19 protein-coding genes are annotated in these 17722 nt (G+C 63.4%); 13 read left to right on the top strand and 6 right to left on the bottom strand.

The annotated features are described in order from the left end of the window. Positions 1 to 16 precede the first annotated feature (16 nt). On the bottom strand, positions 17 to 394 hold the full coding sequence (locus tag AC5STI_RS11765; protein ID WP_475047608.1) for a DUF2237 family protein: 378 nt from the start codon (positions 392 to 394) through the stop codon (positions 17 to 19). A gap of 210 nt (positions 395 to 604) precedes the next feature. Further along, positions 605 to 1702, bottom strand: coding sequence for a redox-regulated ATPase YchF (gene ychF / locus AC5STI_RS11760; protein WP_495446779.1), 1098 nt, complete (start codon positions 1700 to 1702; stop codon positions 605 to 607). A 206-nt stretch (positions 1703 to 1908) separates the two neighbouring features. Here ychF and AC5STI_RS11755 point away from each other — a divergent pair, with 206 nt between their 5' ends. The 7 genes from AC5STI_RS11755 to AC5STI_RS11725 all read left to right on the top strand — a co-directional run bounded on the left by AC5STI_RS11755 (position 1909) and on the right by AC5STI_RS11725 (position 8464). Continuing rightward, positions 1909 to 2406: an acyloxyacyl hydrolase gene (locus tag AC5STI_RS11755; RefSeq protein WP_490399596.1), complete on the top strand. Its 498-nt coding sequence runs from the start codon at positions 1909 to 1911 to the stop codon at positions 2404 to 2406. 81 nt (positions 2407 to 2487) lie between these two features. Next, entirely contained in the window at positions 2488 to 3279 is a 792-nt protein-coding gene (trpA, locus tag AC5STI_RS11750; RefSeq protein WP_490399597.1) for a tryptophan synthase subunit alpha, read from the top strand. 177 nt (positions 3280 to 3456) lie between these two features. Then, on the top strand, positions 3457 to 4623 hold the full coding sequence (locus AC5STI_RS11745) for an alpha-hydroxy acid oxidase (protein WP_490399598.1): 1167 nt from the start codon (positions 3457 to 3459) through the stop codon (positions 4621 to 4623). A 124-nt stretch (positions 4624 to 4747) separates the two neighbouring features. Then, positions 4748 to 5386 carry a 50S ribosomal protein L25/general stress protein Ctc gene (locus AC5STI_RS11740; RefSeq protein WP_475047595.1) on the top strand — a complete coding sequence of 213 codons (639 nt, stop codon included), beginning with the start codon at positions 4748 to 4750 and terminating at the stop codon, positions 5384 to 5386. A gap of 139 nt (positions 5387 to 5525) precedes the next feature. Next, positions 5526 to 6767, top strand: coding sequence for an NAD(P)/FAD-dependent oxidoreductase (locus AC5STI_RS11735; RefSeq protein ID WP_495446777.1), 1242 nt, complete (start codon positions 5526 to 5528; stop codon positions 6765 to 6767). A gap of 75 nt (positions 6768 to 6842) precedes the next feature. Beyond that, positions 6843 to 7526, top strand: a complete 684-nt coding sequence (gene pth, locus AC5STI_RS11730) for an aminoacyl-tRNA hydrolase (protein ID WP_495446776.1) — start codon at positions 6843 to 6845, stop codon at positions 7524 to 7526. A gap of 17 nt (positions 7527 to 7543) precedes the next feature. Continuing rightward, on the top strand, positions 7544 to 8464 hold the full coding sequence (locus tag AC5STI_RS11725) for a nucleoside hydrolase (protein ID WP_495446775.1): 921 nt from the start codon (positions 7544 to 7546) through the stop codon (positions 8462 to 8464). Positions 8465 to 8600: 136 nt separating this feature from the next. On the opposite strand, the gene AC5STI_RS11720 is transcribed toward AC5STI_RS11725, so the two are convergent. Next, the gene (locus tag AC5STI_RS11720) at positions 8601 to 8915 is read right to left on the bottom strand and encodes a hypothetical protein (RefSeq protein ID WP_495446774.1); all 315 of its coding nucleotides are present in this window, start codon (positions 8913 to 8915) and stop codon (positions 8601 to 8603) included. A 295-nt stretch (positions 8916 to 9210) separates the two neighbouring features. On the opposite strand from AC5STI_RS11720, the gene AC5STI_RS11715 reads away from it, so the two are divergent. The 3 genes from AC5STI_RS11715 to AC5STI_RS11705 all read left to right on the top strand — a co-directional run bounded on the left by AC5STI_RS11715 (position 9211) and on the right by AC5STI_RS11705 (position 11115). Further along, a complete protein-coding gene (locus tag AC5STI_RS11715; RefSeq protein ID WP_490399604.1) occupies positions 9211 to 9555 on the top strand; it encodes a helix-turn-helix domain-containing protein in 345 nt (114 codons plus the stop codon). 197 nt (positions 9556 to 9752) lie between these two features. Then, positions 9753 to 10388, top strand: a complete 636-nt coding sequence (locus AC5STI_RS11710; protein ID WP_475047579.1) for a helix-turn-helix transcriptional regulator — start codon at positions 9753 to 9755, stop codon at positions 10386 to 10388. Between the two features lie 61 nt (positions 10389 to 10449). Then, positions 10450 to 11115 carry an acyl-homoserine-lactone synthase gene (locus tag AC5STI_RS11705; protein WP_495446773.1) on the top strand — a complete coding sequence of 222 codons (666 nt, stop codon included), beginning with the start codon at positions 10450 to 10452 and terminating at the stop codon, positions 11113 to 11115. Between the two features lie 160 nt (positions 11116 to 11275). Here AC5STI_RS11705 and AC5STI_RS11700 read toward each other — a convergent pair whose 3' ends face one another. From AC5STI_RS11700 to AC5STI_RS11690, 3 genes are all read right to left on the bottom strand, one after another. Further along, complete coding sequence (locus AC5STI_RS11700; RefSeq protein WP_495446772.1) at positions 11276 to 12793, bottom strand: tripartite tricarboxylate transporter permease; 1518 nt, start codon at positions 12791 to 12793, stop codon at positions 11276 to 11278. A 1-nt stretch (position 12794) separates the two neighbouring features. After that, a complete protein-coding gene (locus AC5STI_RS11695; protein ID WP_421054398.1) occupies positions 12795 to 13289 on the bottom strand; it encodes a tripartite tricarboxylate transporter TctB family protein in 495 nt (164 codons plus the stop codon). Positions 13290 to 13526: 237 nt separating this feature from the next. Continuing rightward, the gene (locus tag AC5STI_RS11690; RefSeq protein ID WP_475047574.1) at positions 13527 to 14510 is read right to left on the bottom strand and encodes a tripartite tricarboxylate transporter substrate binding protein; all 984 of its coding nucleotides are present in this window, start codon (positions 14508 to 14510) and stop codon (positions 13527 to 13529) included. Between the two features lie 117 nt (positions 14511 to 14627). Between AC5STI_RS11690 and AC5STI_RS11685 the strand changes: the two genes are divergently transcribed. Genes AC5STI_RS11685 through AC5STI_RS11675 form a run of 3 tightly spaced genes read left to right on the top strand, consistent with a single transcriptional unit; the run spans position 14628 to position 17679 of the window. Next, positions 14628 to 15293, top strand: a complete 666-nt coding sequence (locus tag AC5STI_RS11685) for a response regulator transcription factor (RefSeq protein WP_495446771.1) — start codon at positions 14628 to 14630, stop codon at positions 15291 to 15293. Continuing rightward, on the top strand, positions 15290 to 16675 hold the full coding sequence (locus AC5STI_RS11680) for a sensor histidine kinase (RefSeq protein ID WP_495446770.1): 1386 nt from the start codon (positions 15290 to 15292) through the stop codon (positions 16673 to 16675). The genes AC5STI_RS11685 and AC5STI_RS11680 overlap by 4 nt, the downstream gene beginning before the upstream one ends. After that, on the top strand, positions 16645 to 17679 hold the full coding sequence (locus tag AC5STI_RS11675) for an ABC transporter substrate-binding protein (protein WP_495446769.1): 1035 nt from the start codon (positions 16645 to 16647) through the stop codon (positions 17677 to 17679). The genes AC5STI_RS11680 and AC5STI_RS11675 overlap by 31 nt, the downstream gene beginning before the upstream one ends. The last annotated feature ends 43 nt before the right edge of the window (positions 17680 to 17722 follow it).

Here is a 17722-nt window from a genome sequence, read left to right as displayed (position 1 = left end):
CCATAAACTTCTGCGCTCAGGCCGGGTCGGCCGCGTAGCTTTGCAGGATGCTCAGCGGCACGATTTCCAGCGCCCGCATGTGGGTCGCTTCCAGGTGCACTCTGGGGGCGCAGCCCTCATCCGCGGCCTGCAGGAAGCGTGCCGCGCACAGGCACCAGCGGTCGCCGGGCTGGAGGCCCGCAAATCCGAACTCGGGCCGCGGGGTGGACAGGTCGTTGCCCACGTATTTGCTGAAGGCCAGGAACTCAGCCGTGGTCACCACGCAGACGGTGTGGCTGCCATGATCCTCGGCACAGGTGTTGCAATGGCCGTCGCGGAAAAAGCCGGTCACCGGCGCAGTGGAACAAGGTGCCAGCGGGCCGCCCAGAACATTGATGGCGTCGTCTTTTTCCATGGGAGGCCTGTCCTCGCAGCAAGTCGGGGCCGCATTCCGGGGCGGCGTTCCGGCATAATAGTAGAGCAATTGCGTCGCCCGTCCCGGGATTTCCGGCGCGGGCCGCGGACAGGATGGCCAAGCGTGTGCCAAGGTCAATCCCGGTGCCGCAAAAAACTGCGGCCCGCCAAGGGTATGGCGGGCCGCAGTCTCCTGAAAACGGTTCAGGGATCAGGTGTTGAACAGGAAGTGCAGCACATCGCCGTCCTTGACGATGTAGCTCTTGCCTTCGGCCCGCATCTTGCCGGCTTCCTTGGCGCCCTGTTCGCCGTTGCAGGCGATAAAGTCGTCATAGGCGATGGTTTCGGCCCGGATGAAACCCTTCTCGAAATCGCCGTGGATGACGCCGGCCGCCTGCGGTGCCGCGGTGCCGGTGCGGATGGTCCAGGCGCGTGCTTCCTTGGGGCCGACGGTGAAATAGGTCTCCAGGTGCAGCAGGTCATAGCCCGCGCGGATCAGCCGGTCCAGACCGGCCTCTTCCAGGCCCATTTCCTCCAGGAACATCTGGGCCTCTTCGGCTTCCAGCTGGCTGATCTCTTCCTCGATCTGGGCCGAGATGATGACATGGGCGTTGCCCTGCGCCGCGGCCATTTCAGCGACCTTGGCGGAGTGTTCATTGCCCTCGACCGATTCCGACTCACCCACGTTGCAGACATAAAGCACCGGCTTGGTGGTCAGGAGCTGAAGCATCTTCCAGGCCTTGGCGTCCTCGGCGTCGACCTCGACAAGGCGGGCGGGCTTGCCGTCTTCCAGCATTGCCTGCGCGGCCGCCAGCAGGCGGTCCTGCTGCTGGGCTTCCTTGTCGTTGCCCTTGAGCTTGCGCACCAGGTTGGCGCGGCGCTTCTCGATGCTTTCGAGGTCCGCCAGCATCAGCTCGGTCTCGATCACCTCGGCATCGGCGACCGGGTCGACGCGGCCGTCCACATGGGTCACGTCGCCGTCTTCAAAGCAGCGCAGCACATGGGCAATTGCGTCGGTTTCACGGATGTTGGCCAGGAACTGGTTGCCCAGGCCCTCGCCCTTGGAGGCGCCCTTCACCAGGCCCGCGATGTCGACAAAGGTCATCCGGGTCGGGATGATCTGTTTCGACTTGGCGATCTCCGCCAGCTTGTCCAGCCGTGCGTCCGGCACCGCAACCTCACCCACGTTGGGTTCGATGGTGCAGAACGGAAAGTTGGCCGCCTGCGCCGAGGCGGTTTTGGTCAGCGCGTTGAACAGCGTCGACTTGCCCACGTTGGGCAGGCCGACGATTCCCATTTTAAAGCCCATTTCGGCCTCCTGATGCCACTTGGGAGCTGCTTCTAGGCAGCATTGGGCGTGCGCGCAAGGCAAGTATGGCTGGCAAAAGCGCCACAATCGTCTTCTGTGCGGCGTTGCACAGGGGGACCTCATATTGCTTTTTCGTGAGGCGGCTTGGAAAACCTCTGCAAAAAAATATCTTTATGCCAAATAAATAATTCTGCGAGGGGCTTGAAATGAAACAGACAGCTTTGCTGGCGGCAGCATTGTCGGCTGCCATGGCCTTGCCTGCGGCTGCTCAGGAGGTAACGCTGGGGCTGGGGTATTCCGACTATCACCGGGATGCGGCGGAAGACAGCGCAGTGTTCGCAGTGGATTACCTGCACGCGCCGTTCTATGAGCGCGGGCGGCTGTCGGCCCGCTTCGGCGCCGGGCTGGAGGTGCAGGAGGCGGGCGATGTGTTTGCCGGCGTCGGCATCAGCGGAGTTATCGGTCTGAACAACGACTGGTTCATCGAGACCAGCGTAATGCCTGGCGCCTATCACGAAAGCTCCGATGCAAACGACTTGGGCTCCGCCTTTGAAATCCGCACCCTTCTGGCGGTGGGCAAGCGGTTCCACAGCGGCAGGGCGGTGTCCCTGGCGTTCAGCCACAAGTCCAACGCCTCAACCGCGGATGAGAACCCGGGCGTGAACACGCTGACGCTGCGCTGGCACATTCCGCTGGGCGGCTGAGCCGGGCCGGTGCGGCGCGGGATTGATTTCCCGCGCAACATTCGGCACACCGGGGCGGAAACCTGAAAGCAAGGCCCGCCCATGACCCGCATTGATGCCAAATTCGCCGAATTGAACGCCGCCGGAAAGAAAGCCTTTGTCACCTATGTGATGGCGGGCGACCCGGACTACGAGACCTCGCTGGAGGTGGTGAAGGGGCTGCCGGGCGCAGGTGTGGACATCATTGAGCTGGGCCTGCCGTTCACTGATCCGATGGCCGACGGGCCGACCATTCAGCTGGCCGGGCAGCGGGCGCTGGACGGCGGCATGACACTGGAAAAGACGCTGCAGCTGGCCGCCGACTTCCGCAAGGGCGACGACACCACCCCGATCGTGCTGATGGGGTATTACAACCCGATCTATAACCGCGGCGTGGAGACGTTCCTGGAGGACGCCAAGGCCGCGGGCATCGACGGTCTGATCGTGGTGGACCTGCCGCCGGAAGAGGATGAAGAACTGTGCATCCCGGCGCAGAAGGCGGGGCTGAACTTCATCCGTCTGGCGACCCCGACCACCGATGACAAGCGCCTGCCCAAGGTGCTGCAGAACACCTCCGGTTTTGTTTATTACGTGTCGATCACCGGCATCACCGGCGCCGCTGAGGCCGAGGCAGGCGACGTCGGCCCCGAGGTCGCCCGCATCAAGGCGGCCACCGATCTGCCGGTCATCGTGGGCTTCGGTATCAACACGCCGGAGAAGGCACAGAACATCGCCTCGGTTGCCGATGGCGCGGTGGTGGGCAGCGCCATTGTCAGCCAGATCGGTTCGGGCAAGTCGCCGGATGAGGTGCTGGCGTTTGTGAAGTCCCTCGCGGATGGCGCCCACAAGGGCTAAGCGTCCGGACCTGGAATGCACGCCGGGCGGAACCATTTGAATAGACCAAAACGAACTTCAAAAACCGCGCCTTCGGGTGCGGTTTTTGCGTCTCAAGGGGTGCGGCAAAGGCAGCGTTGCTTTTGTCTGGCTGGATTGGTAAGAAAACTTTACCAAACGAAAGCGGGAGACTGTCCGGTGCCGGTGATCACCAATATCAACGACCTCAAGCGCATCTATGAACGCCGTGTGCCGCGGATGTTCTTTGACTATGCCGAAAGCGGCAGCTGGACCGAGCAGACCTTCCGCGAGAACACCTCCGATTTCGAGAAGATCCGCCTGCGCCAGCGGGTGGCCGTGGACATGACCGGGCGGACCACAGCCAGCCGGATGATCGGTCAGGACGTGGCCATGCCGGTGGCGCTGGCGCCGGTGGGGCTGACGGGGATGCAGCACGCCGACGGCGAGATCAAGGCGGCGAAGGCGGCTGAGGAATTCGGGGTGCCGTTCACGCTGTCCACCATGTCGATCAACTCGATCGAGGAAGTGGCGGAGGCGACCTCCAAACCGTTCTGGTTCCAGCTTTATACGATGAAGGACGAGGACTATATCCGCCGCCTGATCCAGCGCGCCAAGGATGCCAAATGCTCGGCGCTGGTGATCACGCTGGATCTGCAGATCCTGGGCCAGCGCCACAAGGACCTGAAAAACGGCCTGTCCGCGCCGCCGAAGCTGACGCCCAAAACCATTGCCAACCTGATGACCAAATGGGCCTGGGGTATCGAGATGCTGGGCGCCAAGCGGCGCAACTTCGGCAATATCGTCGGCCACGTGCAGGGCGTCTCCGACACCTCGCAGCTGGGCGTCTGGACGGCAGAGCAGTTCGACCCGGCGCTGGACTGGGGCAAGGTCGAAAAGCTGATGGAGATGTGGGGCGGCAAGGTGATCCTCAAGGGGATCCTGGACGCCGAGGATGCACGGATGGCGGCCAAGCTGGGCGCCGATGCCATCGTGGTTTCCAACCACGGCGGGCGGCAGCTGGACGGCGCGCTCAGCTCGATCCGGATGCTGCCGGAGATCATGGATGCGGTGGGCAATGACGTCGAGGTGCATCTGGACAGCGGCATCCGCTCCGGCCAGGACGTGCTGAAGGCGCTGGCGCTGGGCGCCAAGGGCACCATGATCGGGCGGGCCTTTGTCTATGGCCTGGGCGCGATGGGGCAAAAGGGCGTGACGGCAGCGCTGGAGGTGATTCGCAAGGAGTTGGACACCACAATGGCGCTGTGCGGCGAACGCTCCGTCGAGGGGCTGGGGCGCCATAATCTGCTGATCCCCGAGGATTTCGGCGGCCGCTGGCAGGAATAGTGCGCCGGAGGCACCGGGCAGGGGGCTTTGCCCCTTCCCAAACCGCTGCAACCGGTCTATAGGCACGGCTTCACGCGGGGTGACAGCCTTGGAGGCACCCCGGTTAGACATATGGAGAAGTAAGATGGCAAAAGAGATTCCTGATCTCGTAGCCCAGGAACGTGCGGGGACAGGCAAGGGCGCCGCTCGCGCTGCGCGCCGCGCAGGCATGGTTCCGGGTGTGGTATACGGTGGCGACGCAGAGCCGCTGGCAGTCCAGATCCCGTTCAACGAGCTGCTGAAAAAGCTGAAAGCCGGCCAGTTCAAGTCCACCCTGTGGAACCTGAAAGTGGAAGGCCAGGACGACGTGCGCGTGATCTGCCGCGACGTTCAGCGCGACGTGGTCAAGGACCTGCCGACCCACTTCGACCTGATGCGCCTGCGCCGCACCTCGAAGATCAACCTGTTCATCCACGTTGAGTTCATCAACGAGGACAAGGCACCCGGCATCAAGAAGGGCGGCGTTCTGACCGTCGTGCGTCCGGAAGTCGAACTGAAAGTGACCGCCGGCGAGATCCCCGAGAAGATCGTTGTGGACCTGGAAGGCCTGAACATCGGCGACGTGGTCACCATCTCTTCGGTCGACCTGCCCGCAGGTTCCAAGCCGACCATCGACCGCGACTTCGTGATCGCCAACATCGCGGCTCCGGCCGGCCTGGCGTCCTCCGATGAGGAAGAAGGCGAAGAAGGCGCAGAAGTCGAAGCGACCGAAGTCGAACAATAAGAACCGCGCCCATCCGGGCAACGGTTTTGCGGGCTCCCATCCGGGGGCCCGTTTTCTTTTGTGCGCTGCGCATTGCGCAAGCGATTGACTTTCCCCGGCGCCGCTGCCCCAGTTCCGCCTGAACAGAGGGGAGCGGGGCATGGCCGATTACGATATTGCCATTGCGGGCGCGGGCGCGGTCGGTATGAGCTGCGCGCTGTGGGCGCAGATGCGCGGGCACCGGGTGCTGCTGGCGGACCCGGAGCCGCCGGGGTCGGGAACCAGCTATGGCAATGCCTGCACGCTCGCGACCTATGCCTGCCTGCCGGTGAACAGCCCCTCGGTGCTGACGAGCCTGCCCAGCCTGATGTTCTCCAAGGACAGTCCGCTGTCGTTGTCTTATGCCCATGCGCTGCGCAATCCGCGCTGGATGCTGTCCTTTCTGGCCAACTGCCGCGCCGCGCCCTCGCGCCGGATCGCGGGGCATCTGGCGGATCTGCTGGCCCACGCCGATGCCGGGATCAATCCGCTGATCGAGGCCGCAGGCGCCCAGGACCTGGTGTTGGAGCGCGGCCAGCTGTCGGTCTGGTCCACCGCCAGGGCGGCGGAGGCGGCAACGGCGGACCTGGAGCAGCGCCGCGCGCTGGGGGTGGCCTGGCGCGAGGTCGGTGCGGATGAAGCGCTGGAGATGGAGCCGGGCTTGCGCCTGCCCATCAAGCGCGCGGTGCATTTCCACGCCGCCCGGCACTTGCGCGACCCGCTGGAGCTGGTCACCCGGATGCACCGGGCCTTCACCGAACTGGGTGGCACCACGCTGCGGGCGCCGGTGGAAGCGATCAGGACCTCGGACAACGTAGTGGAGCTGCGGGCGGACGGTCAAAGCCTGACCGCGGGGCGGGCGGTGATCGCCAGCGGGGCTTTCTCGAAACGCATCAAAGGGGCGGGCACGGACAAGCTGCCGCTGGGCACCGAGCGCGGCTATCACCTTATGTATGCGGGCGAGGCGCACCGGGTGACGCGGCCTGTCGGCTGGGGTGAGGCGGGGTTTTACGCGGTGCCCCACTCCAAAGGCTTGCGGCTGACAGGCACGGTGGAAATTGCCGCGCTGGAAGCGCCCGCGAACCAGCGGCGGCTGGCCTACATCGCCCGCAAGGGGGCGGAGATGCTGGGGGACCTGCCCAAGCCGGACAGCGAATGGCTGGGCTTCCGCCCGACGCTGCCGGATTCGCTGCCGGTCATTGGGCCCAGCCCGCAGTCGGACCGGGTGCTTTATGCCTTTGGCCATCAGCACATCGGGCTGACCCTGGGCGGCATCACCGGGCGGTTGATCGCGGATCTGGCGGAAGGCCGCCAGCCCAACATCGATCTGGCGCCGTTTGCCGCGAACCGGGCCTTTGCCTGAGCCTGCCGGCCTCTGGATTCCCGGGGCCAAATAGGGCATCACTCAGGGCTACGGAAACGCAAGCGGGCAGAGGCCATGAAACTCTTTGTGGGGCTGGGCAATCCCGGCCCGAAATATGAGCGCAACCGCCACAACATCGGCTTCATGGCGCTGGACCAGATCGCGTCGGACCATGGGTTTTCCCCCTGGAAGTCCAAGTTCCAGGCGCTGATCTGCGAGGGCAATCTGGGTGGCGAGAAGGTGCTGCTCTTGAAGCCGCAGACCTTCATGAACCTCTCCGGCCAGTCGGTGGGCGAGGCGATGCGGTTCTACAAGCTGACGCCCGCCGATGTGGTGGTGCTGCATGACGAGCTGGACCTGGCGCCGGGCAAGGCGCGGATGAAACAGGGCGGCGGCCATGCGGGCCACAACGGGCTGCGCTCGATCCATTCGCATATCGGCGCGGATTATGCGCGGGTGCGTCTGGGGATCGGCCATCCGGGCCACAAGGACGCGGTCGCGGGCTATGTGCTGCGCGACTTCCCCAAGGCGGATGAGGGCTGGCTGGACGACCTGATGCGCGGGATTTCAGATGGCGCGGCAGAGCTGGCGAAGGGCGATGGCGGCAAGTTCATGAATGCGGTCGCCCTGCGCGTGGCGCCGCCGCGCAGCTCCACCACCAAACCCAAGGCGGAAGCAAAGGCGGAGAAGGCGGCCAAGGCTGAACCGGCGCCGGACACCCGGTCGGCGCTGGAAAAGCTGATGGACAAGTTCAAGTGAGCCGGGAGGCACAAGAGATGGTGAAACTGATTATCGACACCGATCCGGGCATCGACGATGCCATGGCGATCTTTTACGCCGCCGCAGCGCCGGACATTGACCTGCTGGGGCTGACCACGATCTTCGGCAATGTGACCACGGCGACGGCCACCCGCAACGCGCTGCGCCTGCTGGAAGCGGCGGAGCTGGACGTGCCGGTGGCCGCAGGTGCCACCGCGCCGCTGGTGCTGCCGCCGTTCAAACCCTCGTCCCATGTGCATGGGGAGGAGGGCTTTGGCGACATCCCCGCGGCAGAGCCCAAGGGCAAACCGCTGGCGGAGGATGCCGCGGAATTCCTGTGCCGCATGGCGCGCGAGCATGAGGGCGAGCTGGTGGTCTGCCCGATCGGCCCGCTGACCAATATTGCCCTCGCCATGCAGCGCGATCCGGAGTTCATCCGGAACGTGAAGTCCATCGTGGTGATGGGCGGCTCGCTGGAAGAGGGCGGCAACATCACGCCCCACGCCGAGGCCAATATCTATCACGACCCTCACGCTGCGGACGTGGTCTGCCAGGGCGGCGGTAAGGTGGTCTTTGTCGGGCTGGACGTCACCCACCGGATCCTTTGCCTGGCGGAGGATTTCGAGGCGATTGCGGCCAAGTCGCCGGATCTGGGCGGGATGCTTCAGGAAATGTCGTATTTCTACCTCAAGTTCTATCAGGAGGTTGCGGGCAAAAATGGCTGTTCGCTGCATGACCCGGCGGCGGTGATTGCCTGCACCCATCCGGAACTGTTCGGTATGCGTGAGGTGCCGCTTGTGGTCTCCTGCGAGGGCGAAACCTCCGGCGCTACGCTGGCGGCGCCGGACAGCGGGCGGGAGCCGGTCAACGTCTGCATGACAGTGGACGCGGAAACGGTGAAATCCCAGTTCCTCAACCGTTTGACGCTGCTGCCCTAAGCCTCGGAAAACGATCATAGCCCCGCGCGCTGCCAGGCGGGAGGGTGCGGATCAGCGGCCGTGCGGTTTGGAGTCTGTTTGCCGGCTTGCCGGGCCGGGCAGCGCCGTTGCGGCGCGAGACGCTTGGCAGGCGGTCTTAGGTGCCGTTGCTGCGGGGAACGGCTGCCTCGGTTGCCAGGAGCTGGCTTAGTGTTTCCAGCGAGCCGTCACTGACCAGCGAGGCGATCAGGTCTGCAACCCGTGCTTGCCGCATGCCCATGTCATCGGCAGCGGCGTCGAGTTCATCCAGAAGCTGGCCGGATGTGCTGCTGTTCTGATGGTGCGAGTGCTCCAGCCCCTTGGAGGCAGCATCGAATGCTTCGCGTGCGTGGGCGTAGTCTTGGGCTGCGGCAATCACGGCCCGAATGCGTTCTGCCTGCGTTTCAGGGAGGGCGGCATTACTGGCGTTCATCTCAAAAACTCCAAGCGTCATCAAAAAAAGCAGAACAACTGTCCGGAACTGCGGCTGCCCGTGCTTGCGGGCCTGTTCAGGAAATCTGTACCCTGCGGTTCGATCCGCCGGGGTCTTGAAGTCCTGAATGTCATCGCGTCCTCCCGCAATTTGCCGCGATAGAAATATAGTTCTATCTGCGTGCGGGTGTAAATCGGTTTCTGGGGGCTGATCCGCGAATATCTGCACTAAGTGATATCGTAGATCGAATTATAATTCTATTTGCGGGAACTATAGTTCTGTGTATGCTGCTGCTATGAAAGAACACGACACTAAAACACAACTCTCTGCTGATGAGGGGATTGAGCTTTGGAGGCAGCGCCTTCGTCAGGCGCTGGACATCCGCGGCCTGGACTATGATGAGGTCTCCGAAGCGGCAGGCAATAATCCGGAGTACGTCAGCAAGGTGCTGAATGGCCGGTTCAATCCGACCGTGGCGCGGATCATCCGGATTTGTGAAGTTGCAAATATAGACATGGCTTATCTGTTTTCAGATGAGCCGAACGCAGATGACCGTAGCGTTCTGGATAAAGCAGCGGATCTTACGGAAGATGACGCAATACTAGTTAGCCGGCTCATCAGCAGCGCCCGAGCGCGCTGATTCTATCCTTTCGATAATTCGTTTAAACAGGCGGGTTCCCTGGCGGGGCCTTTCCTGGTTGGCCTCGGCGACCGTGCGTAAGAGCGCTTCTAAGGTCGCCGCGGTAATCTTTTCTCTTTGCATAGTCTTGCCCGGGTAAGGTATTTATCATTTATGATAATCGCTTTTTGCGGTATCATCTGATTTGGTTGCATACTATGCGTGTGGATTACAATATGAGAAGTGATATACGCGGCATTCTTTTGAGGTCCTTGGATGAAATATCTGAGAACGGATATTCCATTGGTGTGGGCTTCAACGGGGTAGAACCGGTGTTCGTCCACAGCACTTATGCCAAGGACTGGGTGGATCGCTATGTCGACCAGTCCTACCTGCTTGTTGACCCGACCATTCAGTACGGTTTGAGCAGCACCGGCTGGGCAACCTGGAAAGAGCTTGAGCGGCTTTTTCCTGCGTCAAAGACGTTTTTTGAAGACGCCGCGGCCTTTGGGCTGAACCACGGCAATACGCTGGCGATCAGCGCTGACGGGCGCGTCTCAGTACTGAGCTGCTCTGGTCCTGAGTGGAGGGGCGAAGACCTGCGGATCGCCCGCGCGGCTCTCTATGCGCTGCACGCGCTGGAATTTGAGCCGTCCAACGCAATCACGCTTACGGCTCCGGTGAAAGATGTTCTCAGGATGATGTGCAACGGCTGCAAAGATCAGGAAATCGCTGATAATTTAGGGGTCAAGCTGGAAACGGTCAGAGCCCGGCGGCGGACCGCGATGCAAGCGCTTGAAGCCAAGACAAGCGCACAGCTGATATCACAAGTAATAAAATTCGGACTGATCTGACACTTCAGGATTTCAAACGGCTAAGACCCTTCGATCATGGCGCTGCAAAAAGGAGAGCGCCATGCAGCTACATATTTTTTCTTACGAACAGCGGTCCAGCTTCCAAGCGGCGTATCAGGGATTTCTTGCCCTGCGCAAACAGAAGCTGGTGGATGAACTCGGCTGGGGGTTGAATCACGATGGAACTTTTGAACAGGATCAGTACGACCGGCCGGGAGCCGTGTACTCGGTTGTCACGCAGGGCCGCCGGATCGTTGCCGGGGCGCGTGCTGCGTCCTGCGGCGGCAGTGACGGCTATTGGACGTATATGCTGAAGGATGCCAGGGACGATAAAATCCAAGGCATACCTGGCGGATTGCTGAGCGAGTACCCGGAGACAGGCCGGACATGGGAGTGCACCCGTTTCGTTATGGACGAAACCCTGGCGGACGCTGCGCAGCCGTCCATAGAGACCAAGCTGGTTGTTGCCGGGCTGTGCCAGGCGGCTTACAGCTTTGGCGCCACAGAGATGATGTCGCTATCGCCGCGCAGCCTGGGGTTGTTGCTGAGACGGTTCGGGTACTCTGTGCGCAGGGAGCCGGCCCGTTACATCTGCGATGATGACGGGCGCGAATACCGGTCGTTTCTGATGGCCTGCGACCCGGAGGTGAACCTGGACCTGGCAGCGTATTATGTTTCGCCTGCTTCGCAATTCGGCCTGGTGCCTGAGCTGCAAGGGGCTGCGTAACAGCGGTACCGTGATCCGGCGGCTGTTTGGCGGGGCTGTTGCTGCCCCGCCGGTTGAACCCGCCGCTGCCGGGCAAATGCTTGTCCGGCAGCTGCAATTTCTTCTGGCCGCCCCTTCGGAGATGGGCGGCAGGCGGGGCACGCCGTGCCCCCGATGCGGATCAGTCCGCGTCGGCAGACCCTTCGGCCCGCAGCCGGGCGCGCCGGGCGCGGTAACTGGGCAGAACCACCAGAATGATCGCAAGGCCCAGCAGGCCAAGGGTCATCGGCCGTTCCAGGATGAATCCCAGCCCGTCATAGAGCTGCATCGAGCGGGCAAAATTATCCTCCAGCATCCGCCCCAGGATGAAGCCGATCAGCAGCGGCGCCAGCGGGTAGTCCGCAAACCGCAGCACCGTCGCGCAGATCCCCAAACCCACCAGGATCAGCAGCTCGGTGGCGTTGTTCTGGCCGATGTAGGCCCCCATCAGGGTGAAGAACAGGATGAAGGGGATCAGATAGTTGCGCGGCACCGCCAGCACCTTGGCGATGTAGGGGATCAGCGGCAGGTTCAGGATCAAGAGGATCAGGTTGCCCAGATACATCGAGATGATCACCGCCCAGAAGATCTGCGGCTCATCCACCATCAGCCGCGGCCCGGGCGAGACGTTCAGCGCAATCAGCGCCCCCAGCAGGATCGCGGTGGTGCCGGAGCCGGGGATGCCCAGCGTCAGAAGCGGCACAAAGGAGCCGGTGCAGGCGGCGTTGTTGGCGCTTTCCGGCGCGGCGAGGCCTTTGACAGAGCCCTTGCCGAACTGCTCCTGCTCCTCCTTCGGGGCAATGTTGCGCTCGACCGCGTAGCCGAGGAAAGAGGCAATTGTGGCGCCCGCGCCGGGCAGCACGCCGATCAGGAAGCCCTGGATCGACTGGCGCCCGATCACCGGGGCGATGGCCTTGGCCTCGTCTTTGGTGATGCGCAGGTCCTTGATCTCGTTGCTGCCGCTGCCGGAGTTCGAGCGGGAGGGGTCCAGCACCAGGTACATCGCCTCTGGCAGGGCGAACATCGCCATCGCAAGCGTGATGAAGCCGAAGCCCGACTGCAGATCCATAATCCCCATGGTGAAGCGCGGCATGTTGAACAGCGCGCCTTCGCCCACCGTCGCCATGATCAGCCCCAGCAGTGTCATCAGCAGCGCCTTGCCGACCTGGCCGGAGCCCGCGAAGGCGGCAATCGCCGACAGGCCCACCACCATCAGCGCGAAATATTCGGCCGAATGGAACAGCAGCGCCACGGTGGCCAGCGCCGGGGCGAAGATCATCAAGAGGATCGCCCCGATGGTGCCGCCCGAGAAAGACGCGATGGCCGCCACCGTCAGCGCCTTGCCGGCCTTGCCCTGGCGGGCCAGCGGGTAGCCGTCGAAACTGGTCGCCACGGTAGAGGCGACGCCGGGCGCGTTGATCAGGATCGAGGAGGTGGAGCCGCCGAAGATCGCGCCGTAGTAGACACCTGCCAGCAGGATCAGCGCGGCGGAGGGGTCGCCGATGGAGATCGCCACCGGGATCATGATAGCGATGATCGACATCGGCCCCAGCCCCGGCAGCATGCCGATAAAGGTGCCGATGAGGCAGCCGCCGATGACCATCAGAAGATTGGTGAGGGAAAAGGCCGTTCCCAGCCCGACCATGATGCCTTCGAGCATGTCAGCCTCCGTTTGTCAGAAATGCGGGCCAGGGGCTCAGGAAGATGCCAAGCACCTCCTGCACCAGATACCAGACCACGCCGGCCGCCCCGGCGGTGACGGGCAGCAGGATGTGCAGCTTGCGCTCACCCAGCACCCAGGCGCCTGCAACCAGAAAGCCCACTGTGGCGGGCAGGAAGCCCGCAGGCCGCAGCAGCAGCGCATAGGCCGCCATCAGCCCCAAGAGCGCCAGCGCCTGGCCCAGCTTGTACTCCGTCAGGCGGCGGTAGTTGATGTCCATCGGTTTCGGGTCGTCAGCGCCCTTTTCAAAGCCCAGCAGCACGTAAAGGGCCACCAGGATGGCCATCACCGACAGGATCTTGGGAAAGGTGCTGGGCCAGATCGGGTTGCGTTTCATGAAGGGCGGCAAGGCGGCATCCATGGTGAAGAAGGCCGCATAGCCGTAGGCGAGGCAGATCATCAGAATGACCAGGGCAATCCAGCGGTCGAGTGCCATGTTCTCCTCCGGTATTTAGAGGGAGTGGAAGGAAAGGGGGCGCTGCCCCCGCCGCGCGCTGCGCGGCTCCCCCGGGGTATTTGCAGCCAGAAGAAGGACTGTGCCCGCGCTCTGAAAACAGTTTTCAGCGCCGCCGGGCGCGAAAGCCAATCAGTTATCGGCAGTTTGGGGGCGGGCTTCTTCTGGCTGAAAATATCCTGGGGGTGCGGGGGCAAAGCCCCCGCGGTTGCGCCGGGCTCAGAGGAAGCCGAGCTTCTTCATCAGATCGCCGATCGCCTGTTCCTGGTCCTCCAGGAAGGCGCGGAAGTCATCGCCGCTGTTGTGGATATTGACCCAGCCGTTGCGGGCGCGGACCTCTTCCCATTCCGGGGTATCGTACATTTTGGCGAGCGCATCCTGGTAGGCGGCCAGCTTGTCCTCGGGCAGGCCGGGGGCCGCGAAGAAGCCACGCCAGTTAACGAAGGTGGTGTCGAGCCCCTGTTCCTTCATCGTCGGCGCGTCCGGGTAGCTGTCCACGCGCTCATCGGCGGTGACGCCAATGATCTTCACCTCTCCGGCATTGGCCAGGTCGATGGCTTCGGAAAACCCGGTGCTGAGCGCCGCGATTTCACCCGACAGCAGCGCTGCCATGGCCTTGCCGCCCGCGTCATAGGGGATGTATTTCACCGCCGTCGGGTCTTCGCCCGCGGCCTCCATCACCATCGCCGCAACCAGGTGATCCATGCCGCCCGGAACCGAGCCGCCGCCAACCGCGGTGCCGCGCGGGTCGGCCTTGTAGGCGGCCAGCAGGTCCTCCATTGAATTGATCGGGCTGTCCTTGCCCACCACGATGGCCGCATAGTCGCCAATGGTGCCTGCCACCAGCGTCAGATCGCGGAAGTTCTGCGGGAACACGCCGGTGAGCGAGCGGATCACGATCGGGGTGGAATTCACCATAAGCGTGCCGTGCTGGCTGGCGGCGTTTTCGATCAGGTAGCCGATCGCCTTGCCGCCGCCGCCGCCGGACATGTTCTCGTAAGACGCCTTGCCCACCAGCCCGGCTTCGGTCAGCGCTTCGCCGGTGCCGCGGGCGGTGCCGTCCCAGCCGCCGCCTGCGCCGCCGGGGATCAGGAAGTGGATGCTGTCGACCACCTGCTCCTCGGCCCAGGACGGGGCGGCAAAAGCCAGCGCTGCCGCGGTGGCCGCCAGCGCGGCGCGGCGGGTCAGGGTCCATTTGTTCATGTTGTCCTCCCATTTGACAAAATGCGGTCAAGCCGCTCATGACTGAAAGTGAGCACAGCAAGCTGACACAAACCTGTCACGGGGCCGCCAAGAACAGTTTGGAAAGGAGCCGCGCCGATGCGCTTCCTGCTGGTTGAGGATAACGAAAGCCTGGCAAAGGCCATTCTGGACCGGCTGCGGCTGGACGGGCATGTTGTGGATCATGCGCCGGATGTGAGCACTGCCTCCGCGTTTTCCTTCACCACTGATTACGATTTGATTTTACTGGATATTATGCTGCCGGACGGGGATGGGCGCAGCTTCCTGAAGGCCCACCGGGAGAATGCGAAGGAAACCCCTGTGATCGTTCTGACGGCCCGCTCGGAGGTCTCTGACCGGGTCGGGATGCTGGACCTTGGCGCCGATGATTACATCACCAAGCCGTTCGATTTTTCCGAGCTGGAAGCACGCTGCCGGGCGGTGCTGCGGCGGCGCGGCGGCGGCAGTTCCAACCTGCGGCGATTCGGAAACCTGCAGTTCGACCCGATGGCGGGAACACTGTCCACCGGCGGTTCGACCATCACATTGCGCAACCGGGAGCTGCGCTTGCTGGAGGTGTTCTTGAACGCGCCGGATCGGATTTTTTCTAAGGCGAAACTGGTCGACCGGCTGTTTTCCTATGACGAGGAAGTTTCGGAGAATGCCATCGAGGTCTATGTCGCCCGGCTGCGCAAGCATCTGGCCGGGTCCGGGGTGCAGATCACCACGGTGCGCGGTCTTGGCTACCGATTGAGCCTGGGATGAGCGCTGCGGTCAATGTGAGCGGCTCCCTGCGCCGCCGCCTGCTGCTGCAGCTGGTGGGCAGCGCAGCGCTGCTGGCGGCGATCCTGTTCTTTGCGGTGCTGGGGTTTGTCCGCAACGTCGCCGAGGAAAGCCACGACAGGATCCTGCTGGCCTCGGCAACGTCGATACTGGATTCCGTGTCGGTGCAAGCGGGGGAGATCACCGCCGACATTCCCTATGCCGCCCTGTCGATGCTGGGAAATGTCAGCGACGACCGGGTGTTTTACCGGATCGCCAGCCCTGCCGGGGTGCTGACCGGATACACCGATTTGCCCGCCGGTAGCCAGCCGGTGCAGCCGGGGCAGCCACGGTTCGAAACCGCTGAGTACAAAGATGAGACGATCCGGGCGGTGACTGTGTCCCGCCGCCTGTCGGCGCAGGGCGCGCCGGTGGCGGTGCAGGTTTCAGTGGCTCAGACGCGCACCGGCCAGGCCGCCTTGCTGGAGCAGCTGTTCCGGTCCGCGTTGTACCTGGGGGTGGGCTTTTTTGTGCTTGCCTCGGGCCTGGCGGTGTGGACAGCGCAGTCCAGCATCACTCCGCTGCGGTCGCTCACTGAGGCGATTTCGCGGCGGGGGCCCAAGGATCTGCGCCCGGTGACCCGCCCGGTGCCTGCCGAGATGTCGCCGCTGGTGTCTTCGCTCAACAGCTTCATCAGCCGCTTGCAGGCCTCGCTGACCCGGTCCGAGGATTTCATTGCCGAAGCCGCACACCGGGTGCGCACGCCCTTGGCAACCGTGCGCACCCAGGCTGAGGTTACCCTGATGCGGGTCGATCGGGAGGAAAACCGGGCCAGCCTGCGCGAGATGATCCGCGCCATCGACGAAAGCTCCCGCGCGGCCGGGCAGCTGCTGGATCACGCCATGGTGTCGTTCCGCACTGACAGCCTGGAGCAGGAGGAGGTCAATCTGACCGCGCTGACCCGCGATCTGGCAGAGCGGCTGCAGCCGGTGGCGGAGCTCAAGGATATTGTTCTGCATTTCCAAAGTGATGACGATGCCCGCGTCAAAGGCGATGCCATCCTGCTGCAGAACGCGGTCCGCAATATTCTGGACAATGCCATCAAGTATTCCGGCCGGGAGAGGGACATATGGGTCCGCTCGGCAAACTCCGGCAGCGAGGCATGCATCCAAGTGGAAGATGAGGCTGGCGGCTTTGCCGGTGAGGATACCGAGGCGCTGACCCGCCGTTTCGTCCGCGGGGGCAATGCCGGGGACACCATCGGCTCAGGCCTGGGGCTGACCATTGCCCGCGAGGTGGCCGAAGCCCACGGCGGCCGCCTGATCATCGAGGACAGCCAAACAGGAGCTGGCGCATGCGTAACGCTTTGTTTTCCGCTCTCCTGACGTTCCTGACCCTTGCGGCGGCAGCGGCAGCCGGGTTCGAGGTGGAGGAACGGCACTGGATCGGGCCTGAGGACGGTACCCCGCTGCGGGTGATTTCAACCACGGACACGGCCTTTCTGGAGCCGCTGATCAGCAGCTTTCTGGAGGATCATCCGGGGGTGGCGATAGAGTACACCGTGGCCAACAGCAGCGAGGTGATGAAAGCGGTGCTGGAGGGGCAGGAGCCCTTTGACGTTGCCCTGTCTTCGGCCATGGATTTGCAAACCAAACTGGCCAATGACGGGTTCACCCGGCCTCATCAGTCCGCATCGACCGCTCTGATCCCGGAATGGGGCGAATGGCGCGGCCATGTGTTTGCTTTTTCCCTGGAGCCTGCGTCCATTGTCGTGTCAGCCGCAGCGTTTTCCGGCGGCAAAGCCTTGCGCACGCGGCAGGACCTGATTTCGCTGCTGCGCGCCCAGCCGGAGCGGTTCCGCGGCAAGGTGGGTACCTATGATGTATCGCTCAGCGGGCTGGGCTATCTCTTTGCGACCCAGGACGCGCGCACAGCGGAAACCTACTGGCGGCTGATGGAGGTCATGGGCAGCCTGGATCCGCAGCTGTTCTGCTGTTCGTCCAGCATGATCGAAAGCGTCGCCTCCGGAGAGATCCTGGTGGCCTATAACGTCTTGGGCAGCTATGCGCGGGCCCGGCGGGATCTGGCGGACAAGATCATCGTGATCGACCCCGAGGATTACACCCACCTGATGATGCGTTCCGCCGTTCTGCTGAAAGGCGGGCGGCGGCCCGGTCTGGCCCGGAGCTTTGTCGATCACCTGGCGGCCGCAGCCTGGTCGCAGCCGCCGGCGGCAAACTATCCCTTCTCTCAGCCGCCGGTCGCCTTTGTGGACAGCGCCAGCCCGAAACGGCCGATCCAGCTGGGGCCTGGTCTGCTGGTTTATCTGGACGCCGAGAAACGCCGCCGCTTCATGGCGGAATGGTTCAGCGCGGTCCGGAAGGAATGACGCTGCTGCGGTGCCCGCGGCCAAGACGGCCGTCCCGTCCTGC

It is taken from the genome of Leisingera sp. CC-HEC096 (assembly GCF_059429235.1).
This window is presented reverse-complemented; position numbering and strand designations above follow the sequence as displayed.

What these genes read in the sequence shown, in the direction of transcription:
- AC5STI_RS11765 (WP_475047608.1), bottom strand. Translation starts at nt 394, where the DNA reads ATGGAAAAAGACGACGCCATCAATGTTCTGGGCGGCCCGCTGGCACCT.
- ychF (WP_495446779.1), bottom strand. Translation starts at nt 1,702, where the DNA reads ATGGGCTTTAAAATGGGAATCGTCGGCCTGCCCAACGTGGGCAAGTCG.
- AC5STI_RS11755 (WP_490399596.1), top strand. Translation starts at nt 1,909, where the DNA reads ATGAAACAGACAGCTTTGCTGGCGGCAGCATTGTCGGCTGCCATGGCC.
- trpA (WP_490399597.1), top strand. Translation starts at nt 2,488, where the DNA reads ATGACCCGCATTGATGCCAAATTCGCCGAATTGAACGCCGCCGGAAAG.
- AC5STI_RS11740 (WP_475047595.1), top strand. Translation starts at nt 4,748, where the DNA reads ATGGCAAAAGAGATTCCTGATCTCGTAGCCCAGGAACGTGCGGGGACA.
- AC5STI_RS11735 (WP_495446777.1), top strand. Translation starts at nt 5,526, where the DNA reads ATGGCCGATTACGATATTGCCATTGCGGGCGCGGGCGCGGTCGGTATG.
- pth (WP_495446776.1), top strand. Translation starts at nt 6,843, where the DNA reads ATGAAACTCTTTGTGGGGCTGGGCAATCCCGGCCCGAAATATGAGCGC.
- AC5STI_RS11725 (WP_495446775.1), top strand. Translation starts at nt 7,544, where the DNA reads ATGGTGAAACTGATTATCGACACCGATCCGGGCATCGACGATGCCATG.
- AC5STI_RS11720 (WP_495446774.1), bottom strand. Translation starts at nt 8,915, where the DNA reads ATGAACGCCAGTAATGCCGCCCTCCCTGAAACGCAGGCAGAACGCATT.
- AC5STI_RS11715 (WP_490399604.1), top strand. Translation starts at nt 9,211, where the DNA reads ATGAAAGAACACGACACTAAAACACAACTCTCTGCTGATGAGGGGATT.
- AC5STI_RS11710 (WP_475047579.1), top strand. Translation starts at nt 9,753, where the DNA reads ATGCGTGTGGATTACAATATGAGAAGTGATATACGCGGCATTCTTTTG.
- AC5STI_RS11705 (WP_495446773.1), top strand. Translation starts at nt 10,450, where the DNA reads ATGCAGCTACATATTTTTTCTTACGAACAGCGGTCCAGCTTCCAAGCG.
- AC5STI_RS11700 (WP_495446772.1), bottom strand. Translation starts at nt 12,793, where the DNA reads ATGCTCGAAGGCATCATGGTCGGGCTGGGAACGGCCTTTTCCCTCACC.
- AC5STI_RS11695 (WP_421054398.1), bottom strand. Translation starts at nt 13,289, where the DNA reads ATGGCACTCGACCGCTGGATTGCCCTGGTCATTCTGATGATCTGCCTC.
- AC5STI_RS11690 (WP_475047574.1), bottom strand. Translation starts at nt 14,510, where the DNA reads ATGAACAAATGGACCCTGACCCGCCGCGCCGCGCTGGCGGCCACCGCG.
- AC5STI_RS11685 (WP_495446771.1), top strand. Translation starts at nt 14,628, where the DNA reads ATGCGCTTCCTGCTGGTTGAGGATAACGAAAGCCTGGCAAAGGCCATT.
- AC5STI_RS11680 (WP_495446770.1), top strand. Translation starts at nt 15,290, where the DNA reads ATGAGCGCTGCGGTCAATGTGAGCGGCTCCCTGCGCCGCCGCCTGCTG.
- AC5STI_RS11675 (WP_495446769.1), top strand. Translation starts at nt 16,645, where the DNA reads ATGCGTAACGCTTTGTTTTCCGCTCTCCTGACGTTCCTGACCCTTGCG.